Source organism: Streptomyces sp. MAR4 CNX-425 (assembly GCF_048656465.1).
Lineage (GTDB): Bacteria > Actinomycetota > Actinomycetes > Streptomycetales > Streptomycetaceae > Streptomyces.
Genome location: NZ_JBMDLF010000008.1, coordinates 331,652 through 352,867, shown reverse-complemented (window position 1 = coordinate 352,867; position 21,216 = coordinate 331,652). Strand labels below are relative to the sequence as shown.

At 72.1% G+C, this 21,216-nt stretch carries 17 protein-coding genes; 9 read left to right on the top strand and 8 right to left on the bottom strand.

The features are described from left to right. The first annotated feature begins 57 nt into the window (after positions 1-57). Positions 58-441, top strand: coding sequence for an ArsR/SmtB family transcription factor (locus ACHZ99_RS23445; protein ID WP_420306674.1), 384 nt, complete (start codon positions 58-60; stop codon positions 439-441). Positions 442-453: 12 nt separating this feature from the next. Here ACHZ99_RS23445 and ACHZ99_RS23440 read toward each other — a convergent pair whose 3' ends face one another. Further along, positions 454-1,662 carry an RNA-guided endonuclease InsQ/TnpB family protein gene (locus ACHZ99_RS23440; protein WP_420306673.1) on the bottom strand — a complete coding sequence of 403 codons (1,209 nt, stop codon included), beginning with the start codon at positions 1,660-1,662 and terminating at the stop codon, positions 454-456. Positions 1,663-1,802: 140 nt separating this feature from the next. Between ACHZ99_RS23440 and ACHZ99_RS23435 the strand changes: the two genes are divergently transcribed. After that, on the top strand, positions 1,803-2,855 hold the full coding sequence (locus ACHZ99_RS23435) for a TIGR03086 family metal-binding protein (RefSeq protein ID WP_420306672.1): 1,053 nt from the start codon (positions 1,803-1,805) through the stop codon (positions 2,853-2,855). 99 nt (positions 2,856-2,954) lie between these two features. On the opposite strand, the gene ACHZ99_RS23430 is transcribed toward ACHZ99_RS23435, so the two are convergent. Further along, entirely contained in the window at positions 2,955-3,401 is a 447-nt protein-coding gene (locus tag ACHZ99_RS23430; protein WP_420306671.1) for an ATP-binding protein, read from the bottom strand. 256 nt (positions 3,402-3,657) lie between these two features. On the opposite strand from ACHZ99_RS23430, the gene ACHZ99_RS23425 reads away from it, so the two are divergent. From ACHZ99_RS23425 to ACHZ99_RS23415, 3 genes are all read left to right on the top strand, one after another. Further along, complete coding sequence (locus ACHZ99_RS23425) at positions 3,658-4,557, top strand: helix-turn-helix domain-containing protein (RefSeq protein WP_420306669.1); 900 nt, start codon at positions 3,658-3,660, stop codon at positions 4,555-4,557. A gap of 5 nt (positions 4,558-4,562) precedes the next feature. Next, on the top strand, positions 4,563-4,844 hold the full coding sequence (locus ACHZ99_RS23420) for a DUF397 domain-containing protein (protein ID WP_420306730.1): 282 nt from the start codon (positions 4,563-4,565) through the stop codon (positions 4,842-4,844). 280 nt (positions 4,845-5,124) lie between these two features. After that, a complete protein-coding gene (locus ACHZ99_RS23415; protein WP_420306668.1) occupies positions 5,125-5,952 on the top strand; it encodes an SAM-dependent methyltransferase in 828 nt (275 codons plus the stop codon). A gap of 132 nt (positions 5,953-6,084) precedes the next feature. On the opposite strand, the gene ACHZ99_RS23410 is transcribed toward ACHZ99_RS23415, so the two are convergent. The 5 genes from ACHZ99_RS23410 to ACHZ99_RS23390 all read right to left on the bottom strand — a co-directional run bounded on the left by ACHZ99_RS23410 (position 6,085) and on the right by ACHZ99_RS23390 (position 12,550). Further along, a complete protein-coding gene (locus ACHZ99_RS23410; protein ID WP_420306667.1) occupies positions 6,085-8,493 on the bottom strand; it encodes a LuxR C-terminal-related transcriptional regulator in 2,409 nt (802 codons plus the stop codon). 141 nt (positions 8,494-8,634) lie between these two features. Then, positions 8,635-9,600: a methyltransferase gene (locus tag ACHZ99_RS23405; RefSeq protein ID WP_420306666.1), complete on the bottom strand. Its 966-nt coding sequence runs from the start codon at positions 9,598-9,600 to the stop codon at positions 8,635-8,637. A 29-nt stretch (positions 9,601-9,629) separates the two neighbouring features. Next, positions 9,630-10,844: a DegT/DnrJ/EryC1/StrS family aminotransferase gene (locus ACHZ99_RS23400; protein ID WP_420306665.1), complete on the bottom strand. Its 1,215-nt coding sequence runs from the start codon at positions 10,842-10,844 to the stop codon at positions 9,630-9,632. A gap of 40 nt (positions 10,845-10,884) precedes the next feature. Continuing rightward, positions 10,885-11,397: a cupin domain-containing protein gene (locus tag ACHZ99_RS23395; RefSeq protein WP_420306664.1), complete on the bottom strand. Its 513-nt coding sequence runs from the start codon at positions 11,395-11,397 to the stop codon at positions 10,885-10,887. Between the two features lie 55 nt (positions 11,398-11,452). Next, on the bottom strand, positions 11,453-12,550 hold the full coding sequence (locus ACHZ99_RS23390) for a type III polyketide synthase (RefSeq protein WP_420306663.1): 1,098 nt from the start codon (positions 12,548-12,550) through the stop codon (positions 11,453-11,455). A gap of 262 nt (positions 12,551-12,812) precedes the next feature. Here ACHZ99_RS23390 and ACHZ99_RS23385 point away from each other — a divergent pair, with 262 nt between their 5' ends. Beyond that, positions 12,813-13,715: a sigma-70 family RNA polymerase sigma factor gene (locus ACHZ99_RS23385; RefSeq protein ID WP_420306662.1), complete on the top strand. Its 903-nt coding sequence runs from the start codon at positions 12,813-12,815 to the stop codon at positions 13,713-13,715. 74 nt (positions 13,716-13,789) lie between these two features. On the opposite strand, the gene dxs is transcribed toward ACHZ99_RS23385, so the two are convergent. Then, complete coding sequence (gene dxs / locus ACHZ99_RS23380) at positions 13,790-15,709, bottom strand: 1-deoxy-D-xylulose-5-phosphate synthase (protein ID WP_420306661.1); 1,920 nt, start codon at positions 15,707-15,709, stop codon at positions 13,790-13,792. Positions 15,710-16,160: 451 nt separating this feature from the next. Here dxs and ACHZ99_RS23375 point away from each other — a divergent pair, with 451 nt between their 5' ends. The 3 genes from ACHZ99_RS23375 (at position 16,161) to ACHZ99_RS23365 (ending at position 21,151) form a co-directional block, all read left to right on the top strand. Next, a complete protein-coding gene (locus ACHZ99_RS23375; protein WP_420306660.1) occupies positions 16,161-18,200 on the top strand; it encodes a 4-hydroxy-3-methylbut-2-enyl diphosphate reductase in 2,040 nt (679 codons plus the stop codon). A gap of 81 nt (positions 18,201-18,281) precedes the next feature. After that, a complete protein-coding gene (gene ispG / locus ACHZ99_RS23370) occupies positions 18,282-19,430 on the top strand; it encodes a flavodoxin-dependent (E)-4-hydroxy-3-methylbut-2-enyl-diphosphate synthase (protein ID WP_420306729.1) in 1,149 nt (382 codons plus the stop codon). A gap of 170 nt (positions 19,431-19,600) precedes the next feature. Further along, positions 19,601-21,151: a class I adenylate-forming enzyme family protein gene (locus ACHZ99_RS23365; protein WP_420306728.1), complete on the top strand. Its 1,551-nt coding sequence runs from the start codon at positions 19,601-19,603 to the stop codon at positions 21,149-21,151. Positions 21,152-21,216 lie beyond the last annotated feature (65 nt).

The window sequence follows — 21,216 nt, the reverse complement described above, 5'->3', positions numbered from 1 at the left end:
CCCGGGGCCTGCCTTACGGTTTATTCAACCGAACAGTTGAAGAGACAGGTGGCCACGGTGCCCGAACCCGACGAACGGCTGTCGCTGGTGTTCTCCGCGCTGGCGGACCCGACCCGGCGCGACATCGTCGCCCGCCTCGCCTCCGGCGACGCCACGGTCAACGAGCTGGCCGAGCCGTACGACGTCAGCGTGCAGGCCGTGTCCAAGCACATCCGGGTCCTTGAGGACGCCGGGCTGGTCAGCCGCAGCCGGGACGCCCAGCGGCGGCCCTGCCATCTGGAAGCCGAGGTCTTCGACCTCATGACGAAGTGGATCGAGCGCTACCGGCGGGCGGCGGAGGACCGTTTCCGCCGTCTGGACGCCGTCCTGGAGCGGATGGCCGCCCAGGACGGGGAGCCGGTGGCGGAAACCCGGACGACGAAGGAAGAAGAAGCATCTTGACTTCCTCCCCACCTAGGGGCGGGGAGTTCCAGCGGTCGCCCGCTGGGTTTCCTGCTTCACCGACGACTGCCCCGTCCGGGAGGACTCCCGTTGAGGTCTTATACCATCTCCACAGGCAGACGCCGCCAGCCCGGCGGCCAGAATGTTGCGTGCCGCGTTCACGTCGCGGTCATGCACGGTGCCGCAGCGGCACGTCCACTCGCGGAGGTTCAGCGGCAGCTTCTGCGCGACCGTGCCGCAAGTTCCGCACAGCTTCGAGCTGGGGAACCAGCGGTCGATCACGACGAGTTCGCGCCTGTACCAGGCACACTTGTACTCCAGCATGGCGCGCAGTTCCGTCCACGACGCATCCGAGATCGCCCGCGCGAGCGAGTGGTTCTTCAGCAGGTTGCGGACGGTGAGGTCCTCGATCACGACCGTTTGGTTCTCACGGACGAGACGAGTCGACAGCTTGTGCAGGAAGTCGCGGCGCCGGTCGGCGATCCGCGCGTGCAAGCGGGCGGCCTTGCGCCGGGTCTTCTCCCGATTCGCCGAGCCCTTGGTCTTGCGCGACAGCTCACGCTGCGCGTGGGCCAGGCGGGCGCGGTCACGGCGCTCGTGCCGGGGATTGGCGATCTTCTCGCCGGTGGACAGGGTCACCAGGGAGGTGATGCCGGCGTCCAGACCGACCGCGTTCGTGGTATCAGGGGCCGGGGTGATGGTGTCCTGGCACAGCAGGGACACGAACCAGCGGCCTGCCGCATCACGGGACACGGTCGCCGTGGTCGGTTCTACGCCTTCGGGCAGGGGACGCGACCACCGGACGTTCAGGGGCTCTGCCATCTTTGCGAGCGTCAGCTTGCCGTCGCGCCACTTGAAGGCGCTGCGGGTGTACTCGGCCGACGCGCGGGACTTCTTCCGGGACTTGTACCGGGGGTACTTGGCCCTCTTGGCGAAGAAGTTCCCGAAGGCCGTCTGAAGATGCCTGAGTGCCTGCTGGAGCGGGACGGAGGGCACCTGCGACAGGAAGGCGAGTTCCTCGGTCTGCTTCCACTGCGTCAGCGCGGCCGACGACTGCACGTAGGAGATGCGGCGCTGCTCCCCGTACCAGGCGCGGGTGCGCTCTTCCAGCGCCTTGTTGTACACGAGGCGGACGCAGCCGAACGTGCGCGACAGCTCCGCTGCCTGCACGTCCGTGGGGTAAAAGCGGTACTTGAAAGCCCGCTTGACCTGCTGCGGCACGCCTCACATTCTATCAGATCCCGTGTGAGCGGAGCGCGTTGGGCGGTCAGCGGAGCGTGCTGCGCCGCTGCCCGGCTCCGGGCACGGGATGCGGTTCCTCCCCCGGCTGATGCCGGGGGTTTCCACGCAAGGAGTCTCCGATGAGCACCACACCCGCCGGCCACCGCAACGAGACCGGGATCACCGTCGACCCCACGCTTCCCACCATCGTGATCACCCGGGAGTTCGAGGCCCCGCCCGCGCGCGTGTTCCGCGCGCACACCGACCCCGACCTGGTCGTCCAGTGGCTCGGCCCACGCGCGCTGACCATGAGGATCGAGCGGTACGACGCCCGCACCGACGGCTCGTACCGGTACGTCCACACCGACGACGAGGGCAACGAGTACGGCTTCCACGGCGTCTTCCACGAGGTGCGCCCCCACGAGCGCATCGTCCAGACCTTCACCTACGAGGGCATGCCCGACAGCGTCAGCCTGGAGACGGCCGTCTTCGAGGACCTCGGCGGCCGCACCCGGCTGACCGCCACCTCCCTGCTCGACTCCGTCGAGTCCCGCGACGCGATGATCTCCAGCGGCGCCGAGACCGGCATCCGCGAGGGGTACGAGCGGCTGGACGAGCTGCTCGACCGCGGCGGCGCGGGCCCGTCCGCGGCGGACGAGCACCGGAAGGTCGCCGGTGACTTCACCGCGCGCGTCCGCGGCGTCCCCGCGGGCGCCTGGGACAGCCCGGCGCCGTGCGAGGGCTGGGTCGCCCGCGACGTCGTGCGGCACCTGACCGACTGGTTCCCGGGCTTCCTGAAGACCGGCACCGGCATCGAGCTGCCGGCGGGCCCCTCGGTGGACGACGACCCGGTGGCCGCCTGGCAGGTCCACAGCGACGCCGTGCAGGCGCTCCTGGACGACCCGGCCACGGCGGGGAAGAAGCTGTCGCACCCGCAGATCGGCGAGGTCCCGCTGGACCGGGCCGTCGACCGCTTCTACACCGCCGACGTCTTCATGCACACCTGGGACCTGGCGCGGGCCACCGGCCAGGACGAGCGCCTCGACGCGGACAAGTGCGCCGCGCTGCTGGAGGGGATGCTGCCGATGGACGAGGTGCTGCGCGGAAGCGGCCACTACGGGCCGCGCGTCGAGGTCCCGGAGAGCGCCGACGCGCAGACCCGCCTGCTGGCGTTCATCGGCCGTACGCCCTGAGCCCCGGCGGCCGCCGGGCCGCGCGGCGCGCCCCCGGCGTGCGGCGCCGGGCCCCGGCCGGGGCGGCCGCGGCGCGGGCCCCGGGGCGCCCGCGCGCCCTCACGCCGGGGCGGGCGCCCCGATCGTCGCCCACACCGCGAACCCCGCCCCCGACGGCTCCGTCCCCCACGCCTCGCTGAGCGCGGCCACCAGGCTCAGCCCCCGCCCGCACTCGTCCTCCGGCCCGGCGACGGTGCGGATCGGCACCCCGTACGACCCGCCCTGGTCCCGCACCTCCAGCCGGACCCCGTACGGCCGCGGCGCCAGCCGGCAGACAATCCGGCCGCCGCCGGCGTGCAGGACGGCGTTGGTCACCAGCTCGGAGATCACCACCTGCGCCGCGCCGCACACGTCGTCGCACAGCCGCCAGCGGCCGGTCAGCCGTCTGACGTACGCGCGCGCCTCGGCCACCGAGGCGGGGCGGGCCGGGAGTTCGAAGCTCTCGCCGGACGGCGCGAGGGCGAGGCGGGCCGCGGCGCCGGGCGCGCTGTGGGATGAGGAGGCCATGGGCCGGGTGCCTTCCGTACGTCCGTCGAGGGGGCCACGGCGTCCGGCCGCCCCGGAGCCTCGGGCGCGGGTGGCGGACGGCCGTGTGAACGGCGTCACGCGCCAACTATGCGTGCGCCGCCCACAGATCGCAAGCGTCGTTTTGCAGACTGCACACCCGGGAATGCATATCGCTGCGAGCGGTCCCCCGGCGTGACACACTGCGCACCGGCGAACTCCCCCACGACACCCCGAGTCGGCTCCGGAGGTGCAGCGCATGGCGCGAGCGGGCGGCGATGCGGCCCCCACGGCGATATCCGGCCAGCCGGCCCCCACGGCGGGCCAGATCGTGCTGGGCCGCCGCCTCCAGAACCTCCGCGAGGGCGCCGGCTTCACCCCCGAGCAGGCCGCGCGGGCGCTGCGCGTGAACGCGACCAGCGTGCGGCGCATGGAGAAGGCCGAGGTCGGCCTGAAGTACGCCTCCGTGGAGAAGCTGCTGCGCACCTACGGGCTGCCGGAGCCGGACATCGGGGACTTCCTCGACCTCGTCGAGGAGGCCAACAGGCCCGGCTGGTGGCACCGGTTCCGCGACGTCCTGCCGGAACGGTTCAGCCTGTACGTGAGCCTGGAGTCGGCCGCCAGCCTCGTCCGCGCGTACGAACCGCACTGCGTGCCCGGCCTGTTGCAGACCGAGGACTACGCCCGCGCGCTGCTGTCCGCCGGCCACCTGCCGCTGGCCGCCGCGGAGCGCGAACGCCGGGTGGCGCTGCGCCTGGAGCGGCAGGGGCTGCTCCTGCGCGAGCCGAAGCCGCTGCGGCTCTGGGCCATCGTCGACGAGGCGGCGCTGCGGCGCACCGTGGGCGGGCCGCGGACGATGCGGGCGCAGCTGGACCGGCTGATGGCGGCCGCCCGGATGCCGAACGTCACCCTCCAGGTGCTCCCGTTCGACACCGGCCCGCACCCGGCCATGTACGGCCCGCTGCACCTGCTGCGCTTCCCGGCCGCCGAGCTGGGCGACTTCGGCTACAGCGAGAGCATGACCGGCCCCGCCTACGTGGAGGACACCGCGCTGGTCTCCCAGTGCCTCGAAGCCCTCAACCGCATATCCACCCAGGCCCCGCCGGCACATCAGACCGAGAACATCCTCGCCAACATCCGGAAGGAAGTATCAGGATGACGCACATGCACGGCACGCACGACGACGGCCGCGGCACCACCGCCCCGGCCGGCGACCAGGTGTACAACGGCATGCCCGCCCGCGACCTCGGCCCCGACGGCTGGGACAAGCCGTGGAGCGGCCCCAACGGCGACGCCTGCGTCGAGGTGAAGCGGCTGCCCGACGGCCGGGTGGCGCTGCGCCAGTCCACCGCCGCCGACGGCCCCGCGCTGATCTACACGGCCGCCGAGATGCGGGCGTTCATCGCGGGCATCAAGAACGGCGACGCGGACTTCCTGCTCTCCTGAGCCCGCACCCCGGCCGCCGGCCGCGGTCGTCCCGTACGCATGGCGTCCCGCCGGGTGGTACAGCCGATCAGCGGACCGGAACGAGCAGGTCACGCCGAGTGCTCCGGCCGCGGCATCACCGGTACCCGACCGGGCCACCTCGCGTGCCGCACCCACGAAGAAGACCATCGCGAACCCGGCACCGGCGGGCGAAGCCCGTGATCGCTCGCACCACCCCGCGGGACGCGACCCCGTACGCCGCCTCCGCCACCGCCCGGCCCGACCGAAACGGACCGAACCCGTGACCGACGAGACCCCCGGCCCGCCGCACGTCGACCGGACCCGGGCCCACCCCGCCCGTATCTACGACTACATCCTCGGCGGGCACGACAACTACGAGGTGGACCACGCCGCCGCCCGGCAGGTGCTCTCCGTCTGGCCGCAGGCCCGTACCGCCGCCCGCGTCAACCGCGCCTTCATGCGCCGCGCGACGCACTGGCTGGCCGCCGAGGCGGGCATCGACCAGTTCCTCGACATCGGCACCGGCATACCCACCGAACCCAACCTGCACCAGGTCGCGCAGGACGCCAACCCGGCCGCGCGGGTCGTCTACACCGACAACGACCCGCTCGTGCTGCGCTACGCCGAGGCGCTGATGACGAGCACGCCGCAGGGCCGCACCGCGTACCTGCACGCCGACGTCACCGCGCCGCACACCATCCTGGAGGCCGCCGAGCTGCGGAGCACGCTCGACCTCGACCGGCCGGTCGCGCTCTCCTGCAACGCGCTCTTCCACTTCATCCCGGACCGGGACGCCCCCCACGAGATCATGGAGGCGCTGCTCAAGCCGCTGGCCCCGGGCAGCTATCTGGCGCTGTCGCACGGCACCGTCGACTTCGCGCCCGAGCACATCGGGCGGGTCATGGAGATCTACCACGGGCAGGGCATCCCGCTGACCGCGCGCCCGAAGGCGGCGATAGAGCCGTTCTTCGCCGGGCTGGAGCCGGTCGCCCCGGGGCTCGTCGCCCCGCACCGCTGGCGGCCGGACCGGGATGCCGGCGCCGACTCCGGCGCGACGGCGCTGGACGCGGAGGTGTCCCAGTACGCGGCGGTGGCGCGCAAGCCGTAGCGGCCCCCGGAGGGGACGACCGCGGCAGAAGGCGGGACGGGGGGCTGCCTTCCGCCGCGGTCGCCGGCGGCCGTCCGCGACAGCAACGAGAGCTGCCGCGGACAGCCGCGGGCGGCGGCCCGGTCGCCGGCGTCAGCCGACGGCCAGCCGCCTGGTCACCTGGACGCGGGACTGGCAGCCCAGCTTGCGCATCACCTTGCGCAGGTGGTTCACGACGGTCCACTCCGCGATGCCCAGCTTGCGGGCGATGACCCGGTTCGTCAGCCCCTCCGACACCAGCAGCGCGACCTCCAGCTCCCGCTTGGTGAGGATGTCCGCGATGTCGTCGGGCACCTCCGGAGCGGCCACGGCCGGCTTCGTCTCCTCGGCCGGCATCAGCCGCATGGCCGCCTCCCAGGAGAGGTCGGCGCCCGAGCGCCACGCCCACGTGTAGTCGTCGGCGGTCAGCTCCTGGCTGGCGGTGGCGAGGATCGCGGTGGTCAGGTCGGTGAGCGGGCGCGGCCGGGTCAGGCCCTGGCGCCGGCGCAGCCGCTCGGCGAGGCCCAGCGTGGCGGTGAGCAGCCGCCAGTCGGTGATACGGCGCCATTTGTACAGCGCGATCGCCAGCAGCTCCAGGCACTCGGGCTGCTCCGCGACGTCCGGCAGCCCGCCGATCTGCTCCGCGGCGTCGGCGAACAGGGCGCGCGTCTCCGCCGAGTCGTGCTCCAGCAGCCGGACGGAGGCCAGGACGTAGCGGGCGGGCACCGCGCCGCCGAAGTCCTCGCGGCCCAGCTCCGCCGCCAGGGCGGTACGGGCCAGCTCGTCGGCGCGGGCGAGGTTGCCCGCCTCGCGGAGCACCACGGCGAGCCGCCGGGTCAGGTACCGGCCGGCGGCGGCCGCGGCGTCGCCCGTGGCGCCGGCGCCGCCGGGGCGGGTGGGCGCGGCGAGGACGGCCAGGCCCTCCTCGAACCGGCGCCGGGCCCGCTCCAGGTCCCCGGCGGTGTACGCCTCGTCGCCGAGCAGCCCCAGGCAGCGCACCACGCCGGCGTCGTCGTGCACGGCGCGGTGGGCGTCGCGGGCCTGGGCGAGGTAGCCGCGGGCCGCGGCGGAGCCCAGCCGCATGGCGAGTTCGCCGGCGGCCTCCAGCGTACGGGCGTGCAGCCGCGCGTCCTCGACGCCCGTCCGCAGCACCTCCTCGGTCAGCCGCAGGCACTGCCGGATCTGGGCGGTGCCGGCGGACTGCTCGCGCAGCGCGCCCGCGAGCACCGCCATCGACCGGCCGTCGCCGGCCTCCCGCCAGTAGCCGAAGGCGGCGAGCAGGTCCGCCTGCGTCTCCGGGCCCGGCGCGGGGCGCGGCGCGGCCGCGGCGCCGGGCTCGGGGCCGGTGCGGGCGGCGGCGAGCGTACGGAAGTACTCGCCGTGGGCCCGGCGCAGCGCCGGGTAGCCGGGCTGCCGGGCCAGCGAGCGGACCGCGGCGGACCGCACCGGGCTGGGGATGCTCAGGCTCAGCTCGCCGTCGTGCCGCTCGTCGGGGACGAGCACGCTGGCGTCGATGAGGCGTTCCATGGTCCGGTAGCCGGCCGCGTCGAAGCCCGCCAGCACGCCGGCCGCCGCGCGGGTGGTGAACGGGCCCTCGAAGACCGCCAGCTGGTCGAGCAGCGCGCGCTCGTCCGGCTGCAGCCGGGCGAAGACCCAGGCCACCATGTCGGAGACGCCGGCGTGCCGGGAGTACGGGTGCCGGTCCAGGCGCGTGAGGTCGCCGGCGCCGCGCTCGAAGCGCTCCAGGATCAGGTCCGGCTCGGCCAGCTTCACCTGCGCGGCGGCCAGCTCGATGGCGAACGGCAGGCCGCCGACGAGCCGGCAGAGGGCCAGCACGTGCCGGGAGTTGGCCGCGGTCAGCTTGAACTCGGGCCGTACCGCCCGCGCGCACTGTACGAACAGCTCCACGGCCGGTATCCGCGCGACGGCCGGCAGGTCGGCCGGTACGCCGTTGCCCGTCGCCAGCGGCCGGAGCCGGACGACCCGCTCGCCGTACAGGCCGAGCCGGGCGGTCCCGACCGTGACGATCCGTACCTGCGGGCAGCTCCGCCGGAACTCCGCGAGCAGTGGCGCCAGCTCATCGGCGACATCCTCGTAGTGGTCGAACAGCACGGTGTGCCGCCCGGGTCCGAGGCGTTCCAGGGCCGAGCGGACGGAGGTGGAGCCCTCGTGGAACTGCTCCTTGAGCTGGCGCAGCATCAGCGCGCCCACGGCGGTGTCCGTGACCTGGCCGAAGTCGAACACCTCGACGGTGCCGCCCGGGCCGGGGCCCAGGCGCCGGAAGTACTCCATGACCAGCCGGCTCTTGCCCACCCCGGCCGGGCCGGTGACCGTCACCAGCCCGGCGTCCGGCGTGGCCAGCGCGGCGGCCAGCCGGTCGAGGTCCCGGGCGCGGCCGATGAGCGAGGTGGGCGTGGCGCCGATGTACCCGGCCGGGCTGGTCGTCCGGCCGGCGAACAGGTCGGCGAGTCCCAGCGCCTCCTCGTGCTCCTCCTTCGGTGCCACCACGACGCCGGCGCTCATGGCGTCACTTCACGGGAGGTGCCGGGAACGACCGCCGACGGCGCGTGCGCCGAGGCGTCCTTTCGATTGCCAACAGGGCTGCTCACTGCGTTCCCTCCGATGACCTGTCCCGCTCCCCCATGCACACGACCGGCTCGTCCCTTACCGGGCGAAGATCAGTGTGGTCGGCGAAGGCGTGGGCTGGAACGTGATCTCCTCGTACCCGGTCTTGGTGAGCCAGGCGTGGTAGTCGGCCCGCCGCCAGGTGCTCCCGTGCCTGCTCTTCAGCAGCATCTCCGAGGCGAACTGGAGCGCGAAGCGCGGGCCGCCGCGGTCGTCGTCGACGACGTAGTCGGAGATGACGAGGGTGCCGCCGGGCTTCAGGGCCTTCTTCACCTTGGCGAAGAGGGCCATGTTGTCCTCGGGGCCCTCCTGGTGGGCGATGTTGGAGTACACCACATAGTCGTACGCGGCCTCGCCCAGCTCGGTGGTGTGCAGGTCGCCGTCGATGTGGTCGACGCGGTCGCCGACGCCGCGCTCGGCGAGCAGCCGGCGGGCGATGTTGTTGATCGGCGCCCAGTCGAGCTGGGTCGAGCGGGCGGCCGGGTTCAGGCCCAGCCAGGTGGCGGAGTAGATGCCCGAGCCGCCGCCGATGTCGAGGACGGAGAACTCGCCGGCGCCGGCCAGCCCGAGGGCGTCGGCGGCGACCTCGGCCACCGCGACGGACTGCGCGGCGAGCGCCTGGACCAGCGCCTCCCAGTGCGGGTTGTCGGCGACCTCGACCACCGAGGTGGTCAGCGGGGCGCCCTCGCGCACCACGTCGGGCAGGTCCACCAGGGAGCCCATGTGGCCCATCTTGACCTTGGCGAAGCCGGTGAGGCTGGTCGGCCGGTGGTCCACCAGGAAGGCCGCGGCCTCCTCGGTGTTGCGGTACTCGCCGGCCCGCAGTTCGAGAAGCTCCAGGCTGACGAGCCCGTCGAGGAGCGCCTGCGCGCCGCGGACCGAGATCCCGGCGCGCGCGGCGAGTGCGTCGACGGTGCGGGCGCCGTCCTCGATGTGGGTGAACAGCGCGTACGTCGACGCGGTGCCCACGATGCCGGTGGCCCAGTAGCCCGTGATGAGCCGCATTATCCGATCGGACGTCGGACGGCCGTCGCTCATGCCGCTCCTCCCTTGGTGGCCTGCCGGCCGGTGCCGGAAGTCTTCGTACGGGACGCGGCCGGTCCCTCGTAGCGCCGCGCCGAACTGACGTTGTTGCGCAGGGCGGCCCGCAGCGCCTCCACGACGCGCTCGGCCTGGTCGACGGAGAGCTCCGCGTGCATCGGGATCGCGAGCTGGCGCTGCGCGAGGTCCGCCGAGACGGGGCAGCTCTGGTCGGTGTCGTACGCGGGCTGGAGGTGGCTGGCCCAGGTGCCGTGCCCGCAGCCGATGCCCTGGGCGCGCAGGTCGGCGGCGACGCCGGCGCGGTCGACCCCGGGGTCGAGCGTCAGCAGGTAGGACTGCCAGGCGTGGGTGCGGTCCGCCGGCACGTGCGGCACGGTGACCAGCTCCTCGTCCTTGAGGAGTTCGGCGTAGCGCGCGGCCACCACGTTGCGGCGGTCCAGCAGCTCCTCGACCCGGCCGAGCTGCACCTGGAGGATCGCGGCGGAGATGTCGGACAGCTTGTAGTTGTAGCCGACGTCCGTGAAGATCGGGATCGGCAGGCCGATGACCCGGGCCTTGTCGAAGATGCTCCCGATCCCGAACGACGAGCGCAGCCGCACGTCCGCGCCGATCGCCGGGTCCTCGGCGAGCAGGGCGCCGCCCTCGCCGCTGGTGATCCCCTTGCGCCCGTGGAAGGACAGGCAGGCGACCGGTGCCAGCGAGCCCGCCGGGCGGCCCTGGTACGTGGCGCCGATGGCGCAGGCCGCGTCCTCGACGAGGAACAGGCCGTGGCGGTCGGCGAGCTGCCGCAGCTCCGCGTAGTCGGCGGGCAGCCCGACGGTGTCCACGGCGATGATGCCGGCGGTGCGCGGGCCGATGAGGTCCGCGACGGCCCGCGGGTCGACGGTGCCGGTGTCGGCGCGTACGTCGGCGAACATCGGCGTGGCGCCGACGTAGCGCACCGCGTGGGCGGGGGCCGGGAAGGTGTAGTCGGCGACGATCACCTCGGCGCCGGGCTCCACCTTCAGCGCGAGCAGGGCGAGGTGCAGCGCGGCGGCGCAACTGCTCAGGGTGACCGCGTCGGCGACGCTGTAGCGCTGGGCCAGCTCGGCCTCCAGGGCCTTGCCCCGGGGGCCCTGGCCGGCCGTCCAGTCGGAGGCGAACACCTCCTCGACGGCGGCCAGCTCCTGCTTGCCCAAACTCGCGTGAACCAAGGGAATGCTGTCCATCGTGCCCTCTCCGTGGCGCTTGCAGGAGACCGGTTGCCGGTCACCCGTAGCGAAGCGGCGTGATCTGGTTGACGTCGTAGCGGTCCCGCAGCAGCTGCACGGCGCCGGGGTCCACGGTTTCGCCGCTGGAGAAGATCTCGCAGATCTCCTCGAAGTACCGCTCGTGGTCCGGCGGGGGCGAGCTCTGGAAGAGCATGCGCGTCGGGGTGTCCGTGGGGTTGCGGAAGGCGTGCGGGGTGCCGCTGTCCACGAACATGCAGCTGCCGGGGCCTCCGCGCAGGGGCTTGGCGCCTTCCGGGGACTCCCAGTTGTGCCAGGTGTCCTCGGTGCGGGCGACGGGCTCGAACGCGAAGACCTCCAGCTCGCCTTCGAGGACGTAGAAGAACTCCTTGGCGTCCTGGTGCACGTGCGCGCCGACGTCGAAACCGGGGGGCACGACGACCTCGAAGGTCGAGGCGAAGCCGTTGTCCGCGCCGGTGACCTTGAAGGTCACCTCCTGCGCCTTGGTGATGAGCTTCCGTCCCTGACCGGGCGGGACGACCAGGCTGGTCATACGATCTCTACCCCTTCGTGGTGTGTGCCGAGGCGCGGGCGGGCCGGGGCGCGGCTCAGCCGACGGCGGCGGCGACGGGCGTGCCGGTCGCGTGCTCCCGCGGGCCGTCGCCGACCCAGCTGCCGACCGACATCTCGGCGGTGATACCGGGGCCGAAGCCGGCGATCATGCCGCTGGCGCCGGGGAGGACGGAGTTCTCCTCGAAGAGGCGGCGCAGCGCCTCCAGCACGACGGCGCTGGCGATGTTCCCGTAGTCCGTCAGGGTCGACCAGCTGTGCCGGAACATGTGCCGGTCGGTGTTGAGGAACTTGCTCAGGTCGTCCAGGATCCGCGGGCCGCCGGCGTGGATGATGTAGAAGTCCAGCTTCTCGACGTCCCAGCCGTGGTTCGTGGCCAGCTGGCGCAGCACCGGCGCGAGCGGCTCCATGGTGCCGGGGACCCGGCGGTCGAGCTGGAAGTGGAAGCCGGTGGAGCGGACGGCGTAGGAGATCCACTCCTCGGTGTCCGGGATGAGGTACGAGGCGTTGCGCTCCAGCGTGACGCCGGTGCCCCCGCGGCCGCGGACGACGGCGGCGGCGACGGCGTCGCCGAAGAGGCCGTCGGAGAGCAGCGAGCCGATGCCGTCGTCCTCCGGCTGGTAGCACAGCGAGCACAGCTCGGCGGAGACGATGAGGACGTTGGTGTCCGGGTAGGCGCGGATGAAGTCGTGCGCCCGGTTGATGGCTGCGCCGCCGGCGGCGCAGCCGAGCTGCGCGATGGGGATCTGCCGGGTGTCGGAGCGGAAGCCCATGGTGTTGATGAGCCAGGCGGTCAGCGACGGCATGAGGAACCCGGTGCAGGACACGTAGATGATCGCGTCGATGTCCCGGGGGGTCACGTCCGCGTTCGCCAGGGCCTCTTCGATGACCGGCGGGGTCATCCGCTTCGACTCGACCTCGTAGACCCGGTTGCGCTCTTCCAGACCCGGGTGGTCGAGCGTCTTCTCGATGGGCTGGACGATGTGCCTTTTGCGCACCCCGGTCTTCTCGATGAGACGAAGCGCCAGCGGCAGCTGCGGCTTTCCCGCGTGCACCTTCTTGGCGAATTCGAGGGTCTCTGCCATGGTGATGACGTATTCCGGCACACTCACCGCAGGTTTGCAAAGAGTCGACATGCCTGGCATCCACCTTCTGTAGGTAGAGATTTCCCCGAAGTTTCCCGTCGTCAGACCCCGGGTTACAACGAATTCAGCCGTGCCATCCGTGCATTCAGCACGGTGCACAAGCGGTATCTTTGCCCATTTCGCTTGCGATCGGCTTGGTGACGACTTGGCAACGCGTTTGCCCACCTCGCGGATCATGCGGGGGCGCAGGTCACACCGGCCCGTTCACCCAGTAAGCTCACTCCCGAGCTGACGGGTGGGAGGATCTGACCAGATGCATGAACACGACTGGCTGGCCGAGAGATTCGAGACCGATCGCCCTCGTCTGCGCGCCGTCGCGTACCGGATGCTCGGCTCGACCGACGAGGCGGAGGACGCCGTCCAGGAGGCGTGGATCAGGCTGAGCCGCTCGGACACCAGCCGGGTCGAGAACCTCGGCGGCTGGCTCACCACCATCGTCGCCCGAGTCTCCTTGAACATGCTCCAGTCCCGCAAGTCCCGTCCCGAGGACCTGGTGGACACCGAGCGGGCCGGCCAGACCCGCGACGAGCACGCGCCGGACGACCCGGAGGAGGAGGCGCTGGTCGCCGACTCCGTGGGCCTCGCGCTGCTCGTGGTCCTGGACGCGCTGTCGCCGGCGGAGCGGCTGGCGTTCGTGCTGCACGACATGTTCGCCGTGCCGTTCGACGAGATCGCGGCGATCGTGGACCGGTCCCCCGCCGCGGCCCGGCAGCTGGCCAGCCGCGCCCGGCGGCGGGTGCAGCACGCCACGCCGGTCGCCAAGACCACGCCGGTGGGGGTCTACCGGGAGGGCGCGGCGGCGGCGGTGCGCAGCGGCAAGACGAGCCTGGCGAGCGCGTTCCTCGCGGCGTCCCGGGAGGGCAACTTCGAGGCCCTGCTGGAGCTGCTGGACCCGGACATCGTGCTGCGCTCGGACCCCGCCGCCGTGCAGATGGGCGTCGAGGCGGAGCTGCGCGGGCCGGACGCGGTCAACCGGGTCTTCGCCGGGCGTACGTGGGCGCCGGTGCTGGCGGACGTCGACGGCACGGAGGGCCTGGTGTGGGTCGTCGGGGGGCGGCCGCACGTGGCGTTCCGGCTCACCGTCACCGACGGCCGGATCTCGGCGATCGACATCAAGGCGGAGCTGGACGAGATGGACATCGCCCTCGCCGGCTAGCGGGCCCGCGCACGGCGGCAGGGCCGGCGCGCCCCCCGGTCGGGGACGGCCGGCCCTGGGCCGTACGGCGGTGCTCAGCGGGAGCCGACGACGGTGTCCGCGCTGTCGCTGCGGCGGCCGGAGACCGCCTCGGTGACGGAGCGGGCGATGTGCTGGCCGGTGAGCCCGGCCTGTTCGAGGATGCCGCCGCGGGTGTTGTGGTCCAGGAACTCCTGCGGCAGCCCGAAGCACGTCACCGGGGTGGCGACGCCCGCGTCGCGCAGGTCGCGGGAGACGGCGTCGCCGAAGCCGCCGGAGATGCCGTTGTCCTCGACGGTGACCACGAGCCGTACGTCCCGGGCCGCGGCCGCCAGCGCCGGGTCCACCGGCTTGACCCACCGCGGGTCCACGGCGAGCGCGCCGATGCCCTGGTCCGCGAGGCGGGCCGCGGCGTCGGCGCACACCCCGGCCATCACGCCGGCGCCGACGAGCAGCACGTCGGCGGCGGTGCCCTCGACGGGGCGGGCGACGATGTCCATGCCGCCCAGCTTGCCCAGGCCCGGGACCTCCTCGCCGGCCGGGGCCTTGGGCCAGCGCAGCAGCGTCGGCCCGGTGGAGTCGTCGAGTGCCTCCGTCAGCAGCTCCGACAGCCGGGTGGCGTCCCGCGGCGCGGCGACGCGCATGCCCGGGACCATCTGGCTGATGGAGCCGTCCCACATGCCGTTGTGGCTCGCGCCGTCGGGACCGGTGACGCCGGCGCGGTCCAGGACGAAGGTGACCGGCAGCTTGTGCAGGGCCACGTCCATGAGCATCTGGTCGAAGGCGCGGTTGAGGAACGTCGAGTAGAGCGCCACCACCGGATGCAGCCCGCCCATCGCCAGCCCGGCCGCCATGGTGACGGCGTGCTGCTCGGCGATGCCGACGTCGAAGACCCGGTCCGGGTGCGCCTTCGCGAACGGCGCGAGCCCGGTGGGGTGCAGCATCGCCGCGGTGATGCCGACCACGTCCTCGCGCTTGCCGCCGATCTTCAGGATCTCGTCGGCGAACACGTGGGACCAGGTCCGCGACCCCTTCTTCACCGGCGTGCCGGTGAGCGGGTCGGTGTTGGCCCCGACCTGGTGCAGGTGGTCCTCGTCGTTGTTCTCCGCGGGCGCGTAGCCGTGGCCCTTGCGGGTCAGCACGTGCACGATCACCGGGCCGCCGAAGTCCTTGGCGTGGGCCAGCGCCAGCTCCAGGCCGGCCTGGTCGTGGCCGTCGATGGGGCCGACGTACTTCAGGCCCAGGTCCTCGAACATGACCTGCGGCTGGAGGACGTCCTTCAGGCCCTTCTTGATTCCGTGCAGCGTCTCGTACAGGGGCGCGCCGACCAGCGGGGTCTTCGGCAGCGTCGACTTGATGGAGGCGAGCACGTTCTCGTACTTCTGCGACGTCCGCACCTGCGCGAGGTGCGTGGCGATGGCGCCGTGCGTCGGCGAGTACGAGCGGCCGTTGTCGTTGACGATGACGACGACGCGGTTGGACTTGGCGGCGGCGATGTTGTTCAGCGCCTCCCAGGCCATGCCGCCGGTCAGCGCGCCGTCGCCGATGACCGCGGCCACCGTGCGGTCGTCCTCGCCGCGCAGCTTGAACGCCTTGCCCAGCCCGTCGGCGTACGACAGGGAGGTCGAGGCGTGCGAGTTCTCCACGTGGTCGTGGGGCGACTCCGCCTGGCACGGGTATCCGGACATGCCGCCCGGCTGCCGCAGGGTGGCGAACTCCTCCTGCCGACCCGTCAGCAGCTTGTGCACGTACGCCTGGTGGCCGGTGTCGAAGATAAGCGGATCGCGCGGGGAGTCGAAGACACGGTGCATGGCGATGGTGAGCTCCACGACCCCGAGGTTCGGACCCAGGTGCCCACTGTTCGCCGACACCGTGGAGATCAATCGGTCTCTGATCTCCGCGGCCAGGCCGGTGAGCTCATTCGGCCCAAGGTCCTTGAGATCCTGCGGACCACGGAGCGAATCAAGAAGTGTCATGGAACAACACTCGGGGCGCGCACCGAATTCAGCAAGGAGTCTTGAGAGGCAACATGTTGCTGGCGGCCCGGCATGACAGACTCTTGTCATTTTTCGGGCAAATGATCGATCGACCGGCGGGCTCACGAGCCGCCAAGCCAACGCCAAGTCGGAGCCCAGTCCGGCCCAAGGAGCACCGTCATAATCATGGCTGTGGAGCGGTAGGACGAGACAATTATTCATGTAACGCGGGAGCGCTCGTCCGCCGCTCCACTATTCGGCTCCGGCCCGTGCGGACGCCCGGCGCATTTCCGCGTCGGCGCGTCTTGGCGCGGGCCTTCTCCTTTTGTCCCGGCACACCGTCGACAACCCACGAACGCGCAGGTGGGAGCGGTTTCGAAAGGGGCGTGACAAGATGTTGCCCCACCGTGATTGTTGACGCTCGTCCCACGGATTCCGCACCCTGTCCCATATGGCTATCGCGGTGGAAAAAAGGAAGCAAACGGGCGGCAAGAAGGTCATTCTCGCAGAGCCGCGTGGCTTCTGCGCCGGCGTCGAGAGGGCCATCGAGATCGTGGAGCGCGCGCTGGAGATTCACGGCGCGCCCGTGTACGTACGCAAACAGATCGTGCACAACCAGCACGTCGTGCACGAACTGGAGGAGCGCGGCGTGGTCTTCGTCGACTCCGAGAGCGAGGTGCCGGAGGGGGCGGTGTGCATCTTCTCCGCCCACGGCGTCTCGCCCGAGGTGCGCGAGAACGCCGCCGGGCGGCAGCTCAACGTCATCGACGCGACCTGCCCGCTGGTGTCCAAGGTGCACCAGGAGGCCCGGCGCTACGCCCGCGACGAGCGCACCCTGCTGCTCATCGGACACGCCGACCACGAGGAGATCGAGGGCACCTACGGCGAGGCGCCGGACCGGACGCTGATCGTCGAGGACGCCGAGGAGGCGCGGCAGGTCCAGCTGCCGCCGGGGACGGAGGCGGCGTTCCTGACCCAGACCACGCTGTCGCTGGACGACACCTCGGAGATCGTGTCGATCCTCAAGGAGCGCTTCCCCGACATCGTCGGCGCGGGCAGCGAGGACATCTGCTACGCCAGCCAGAACCGGCAGAACGCCGTCAAGGCCATCGCCGCCCGCAGCGACTTCGTCCTGGTCGTGGGCGCCACCAACTCCAGCAACTCCATCCGCATGGTCGAGGTCGCCGAGGCGCACGGCACCCCGGCCAGGCTGGTCCCGTCCGTCGACGACTTCGACCCGGCCTGGCTGGAGGGCGTCGAGACCGTCGGCGTCAGCTCCGGCGCCAGCGCGCCGGAGATCCTCGTCCAGCAGGTCATGGAGCGGCTCGCGACCCTCGGCTACGTCGACACCGAGTCGGAGGTGACCGCGAAGGAGACCGTCGTGTTCCGGCCGCCGTCGGGGCTCGAAACCCCCGCGGAGCGCGCCGAGGCCGAGGCCGAGGCCGCCGAACCGCCGGCGGGGGAGGACGGGGAGAAGCTGCTCGCCCGCGCCGTCACCCGCATCGACGGCCTGCTGCGCGCCGAGACCGAGCGCTGGGGCGGCGTGGACGCCCGCGCCGCGCAGCCCATCGAGTCCATCGCCGAGCTGGTCGCCGCGGGCGGCAAGCGGCTGCGCCCGACCTTCTGCATCAGCGGCTACCTGGCCGCCGGCGGCGGCCTCGACGGCTCGCCCGCCGAGGAGGCGGTCGTCAACGCCGCCGCGGGTCTGGAGTTACTCCACGCCTTCGCCCTCATCCACGACGACGTCCTCGACAACTCCCCCACCCGGCGCGGCCGGCCGACCGCGCACGTGAAGCACGCCGGCATCCACGAGCGGCACGGCTGGGCCGGCGAGTCCCGCCGCTACGGCGAGAGCGTCGCCATCGTCGCCGGCGACCTGGCCTTCAGCTACGCCAACCGGATCACCGGCGGCCTGCCGGACGCCGCCCGGGAGGTGTGGGCGCACCTCGGCACCGAGATGCTCATCGGCGAGCAGCTCGACATGGCCCTCGCCGCCGAGCTGGCCCCGGACCCGGACCTGGCCCGCTACGTCGCCGTCTGCAAGTCCGGCCAGTACACCATCCACCGGCCCCTGGCCCTCGGCGCCGCCATCGCCGGCCGGGAGGACCTGCGCGAGGCGTTCGAGGCGTACGGCGTCGCCGCCGGCGAGGCGTTCCAGCTCCGCGACGACCTGCTGGACGCCTTCGGCGACGCCGCGGCCACCGGCAAGCCCGCGGGCCTGGACATCAGCGAACACAAGATGAACCTGCTGCTCGCCCTCGCGGCCACCAAGGACGCGGACGTCGCCGCCCTGGTCGCCGACGGCGAGAACTGGGACCCCGCCCGGCTGCACGCCGCGCTGCTCGCCTCCGGCGTGCGGCAGGAGGTGGAGGACCGGATCGACCAGCTCGTACGGACCGCGCGGGCGGCGCTCGCGGACGCGCCGCTGGCGGACGGCTGGCGGGAACGGCTGGACAGGATGGCGGAGCGGGTCGCGTACCGCGACCGCTGACGCAGAGCGAGACCGTCGGGGTCCGGACTCCGGCCCGGCACGACCCAATTGAGAGGATGATCAAACGTGGTGGACCTGGGCATGCCCAAGGTGCCGCAGCAGGTTGCTCCCCGGCGGGAGAGCCGGCAGCTGAAGCTCGGGCACGACGACAGGGCCGTGCTGGTGGGCGGCGGTGCGCCGGTGAGCGTGCAGTCGATGTGCACCACCGTGACGGCCGACGTGAACTCGACGTTGCAGCAGATCGCGGAGCTGACGGCGTCCGGTTGCCAGATCGTACGCGTCGCCGTGCCCTCGGCCGACGACGCCGACGCGCTGCCGGAGATCGCGCGCAAGTCGCAGATCCCGGTGATCGCGGACATTCACTTCCAGCCCCGGTACGTCTTCGCGGCGATCGAGGCGGGCTGCGCCGCGGTCCGCGTGAACCCGGGCAACATCAAGGCGTTCGACGACAAGGTCGGCGAGATCGCCAAGGCCGCCGCGGAGGCGGAGGTGCCGATCCGTATCGGCGTGAACGCGGGCTCGCTGGACAAGCGGCTGATGGAGAAGTACGGCAGCGCGACCGCGGACGCGCTGGTGGAGTCGGCGCTGTGGGAGTGCTCGCTGTTCGAGGAGCACGGCTTCCGGGACATCAAGATCTCCGTGAAGCACCACGACCCGGTCGTGATGATCACCGCGTACCGCAAGCTGGCCGCCGCCTGCGACTACCCGCTGCACCTCGGCGTGACCGAGGCCGGCCCCGAGTTCCAGGGCACGGTGAAGTCCTCGGTGGCCTTCGGCGCCCTGCTGGCCGAGGGCATCGGCGACACGATCCGGGTGTCGCTGTCGGCGCCGCCGGCCGAGGAGGTCAAGGTCGGCGCGGCGATCCTGGAGTCGCTGGGGCTGAAGGAGCGCCGCCTGGAGATCGTCTCGTGCCCCTCGTGCGGCCGGGCCCAGGTGGACGTCTACAAGCTGGCGAACGAGGTGACCGCCGGGCTCGACGGCATGGAGGTCCCGCTGCGCGTCGCCGTGATGGGCTGCGTCGTCAACGGGCCGGGCGAGGCCCGCGACGCCGACCTGGGCGTGGCGTCGGGCAACGGCAAGGGCCAGATCTTCGTCAAGGGGAAGGTCGTCGCCACCGTGCCGGAGTCCAAGATCGTCGAGACGCTCATCGACGAGGCCATGCGCATCGCCGAGGAGATGACCGAGGAGGAAGACGCGCCCGTCGGCAAGCCCCAGGTCATCACCGCCTGAGGCGAACCGGCCCGCTCTGTCGAATGACGCATGACGAATCGCCAAGTGAACGCCAAGTCGATGGTGTGCGGTGGCCAAGCGTGGTCCCGGATGCTGGGTGAGCGTGGCTGCGGGACTGCACGTTCATCCGTCGGTATCCGGGAACGACGCTGGTCTGGGTGGAGGACCTCATGAACCAGAGTCCGATGCACAAACGTGGGTTGTTTTTGGGTGTGTTGGCGCAGCGTGCGGCTGTGCGGCACGGGTCGGTGTTGCTGACGCTGGATCATGATCTGGATGTGCTGCCACAGGCGGGGCGTCGGATCACGGTCAATGAGCTGGCGTATCACGTGGGTGATCTGGCGGGGCGGCTGGCGGCGGCGGGGTTGCGGGCCGGGGATCATCTGGTGGTCTACAAGCGGCCGAACTTCGACTCGTGGATCCTGGGCACCGCCGCGGCGCGGGTGGGTGCGGTGCCGGTGATGCTGTCCCCGGCGCTGGACGCGCCCACCGTCGCCGCGCTGATGCGGCGTCTGGGCCGTCCGCGGCTGCTGACCGACGCCGCAAAGCTTCAACTGCTGGCCGGTGAGGACCTCGACACGCTGGCCGAGTCGGTGATCACGGTGGCGGACCTGGCCGGGCTGGAGGACTCCCCGGGCATCCGGCCGGTCTTCACGGGGCTGGACGAGCCGGCGATGATCACGCACACGTCGGGGACGACGGGCCTGCCGAAGCTGGTGGTCCACACCGCCCGCACCATGCGCACCCGGCTGCGCCCGCAGCTGTTCATGCTCGGCGTCATGCCCCGGCGCGAGACCGTCGCGATCAGTATCCCGTTCGTGCACTCCCGGCTGTTCGCCGCGATGGCCCTGGTCCTGACCAAGGGCATGCCGACGCTCCTGGTCAACGACCAGAGCCCGGACGCGGTGGCGAAGTTCTTCGTCAAGAACCGGCCCGGGCTCATCGAGGCCCTGCCCAACTCCTTCCTGGCCTGGGAGGAACTCGTCGACGACCCCCGCCGCCCGTTCGCGTCGGTGAAGTACTTCTCCTCCACCTTCGACGCCATCCACCCGCGGACCGTGCGCCGCCTGCTGGACTCCTCGCGGCGCCGGGCACCGCAGTTCTTCCAGATCTACGGCCAGTCCGAGGTCGGCCCCGCCGTCGGCCGCCCCTACTACCGCCGCCACGCCCGCGAGATGGACGGCCGCTGCGTCGGCTTCGCCCTGCCCGGCAGCGCCAGAGTCCGCGTCGTGTCCCAAAACGACGCCCCCGTCGGCGAGGACAACCCCGGCTTCATCGAGGTCCGCTGGGACGGCATCGCCAAAACCTACCTGGGCGAACAGGACCGCTACGACGAGAACGTCCACGACGGCTGGTGGCGCACCGGCGACGTCGGCTACCGCACCCGCGCCGGCTGCCTGCACATGCTCGACCGCGAAATCGACACCATCCCCGGCGTCGGCTCCGTCCTGGAAATCGAGGACGCCGTCCTGGACCGCCTGACCGAACTCGTCGAACTCGCCGTCGTCCCCGGCCCCGACGCCACCGCCGTCCCCATCGTCTGCACCCGCGACGACCAGCCCGTCGACCCCGACCGCTGGCGCCAGGCCACCACCGACTACCCCCAACTCACCGCACCCGTCCACCTCCCCCTCGCCCAACTCCCACGCACCGCCACCCTGAAGACCCGCCGCGTCGAACTGTCCCGCATCCTCCACGACAAACTCCAAGAACAATCCTGAAGCACCCGTGGGCCGGGCCACCCCCGGCCCCACCCGCTGAGCGGGCGCGCCGGCGGAACAGCCGT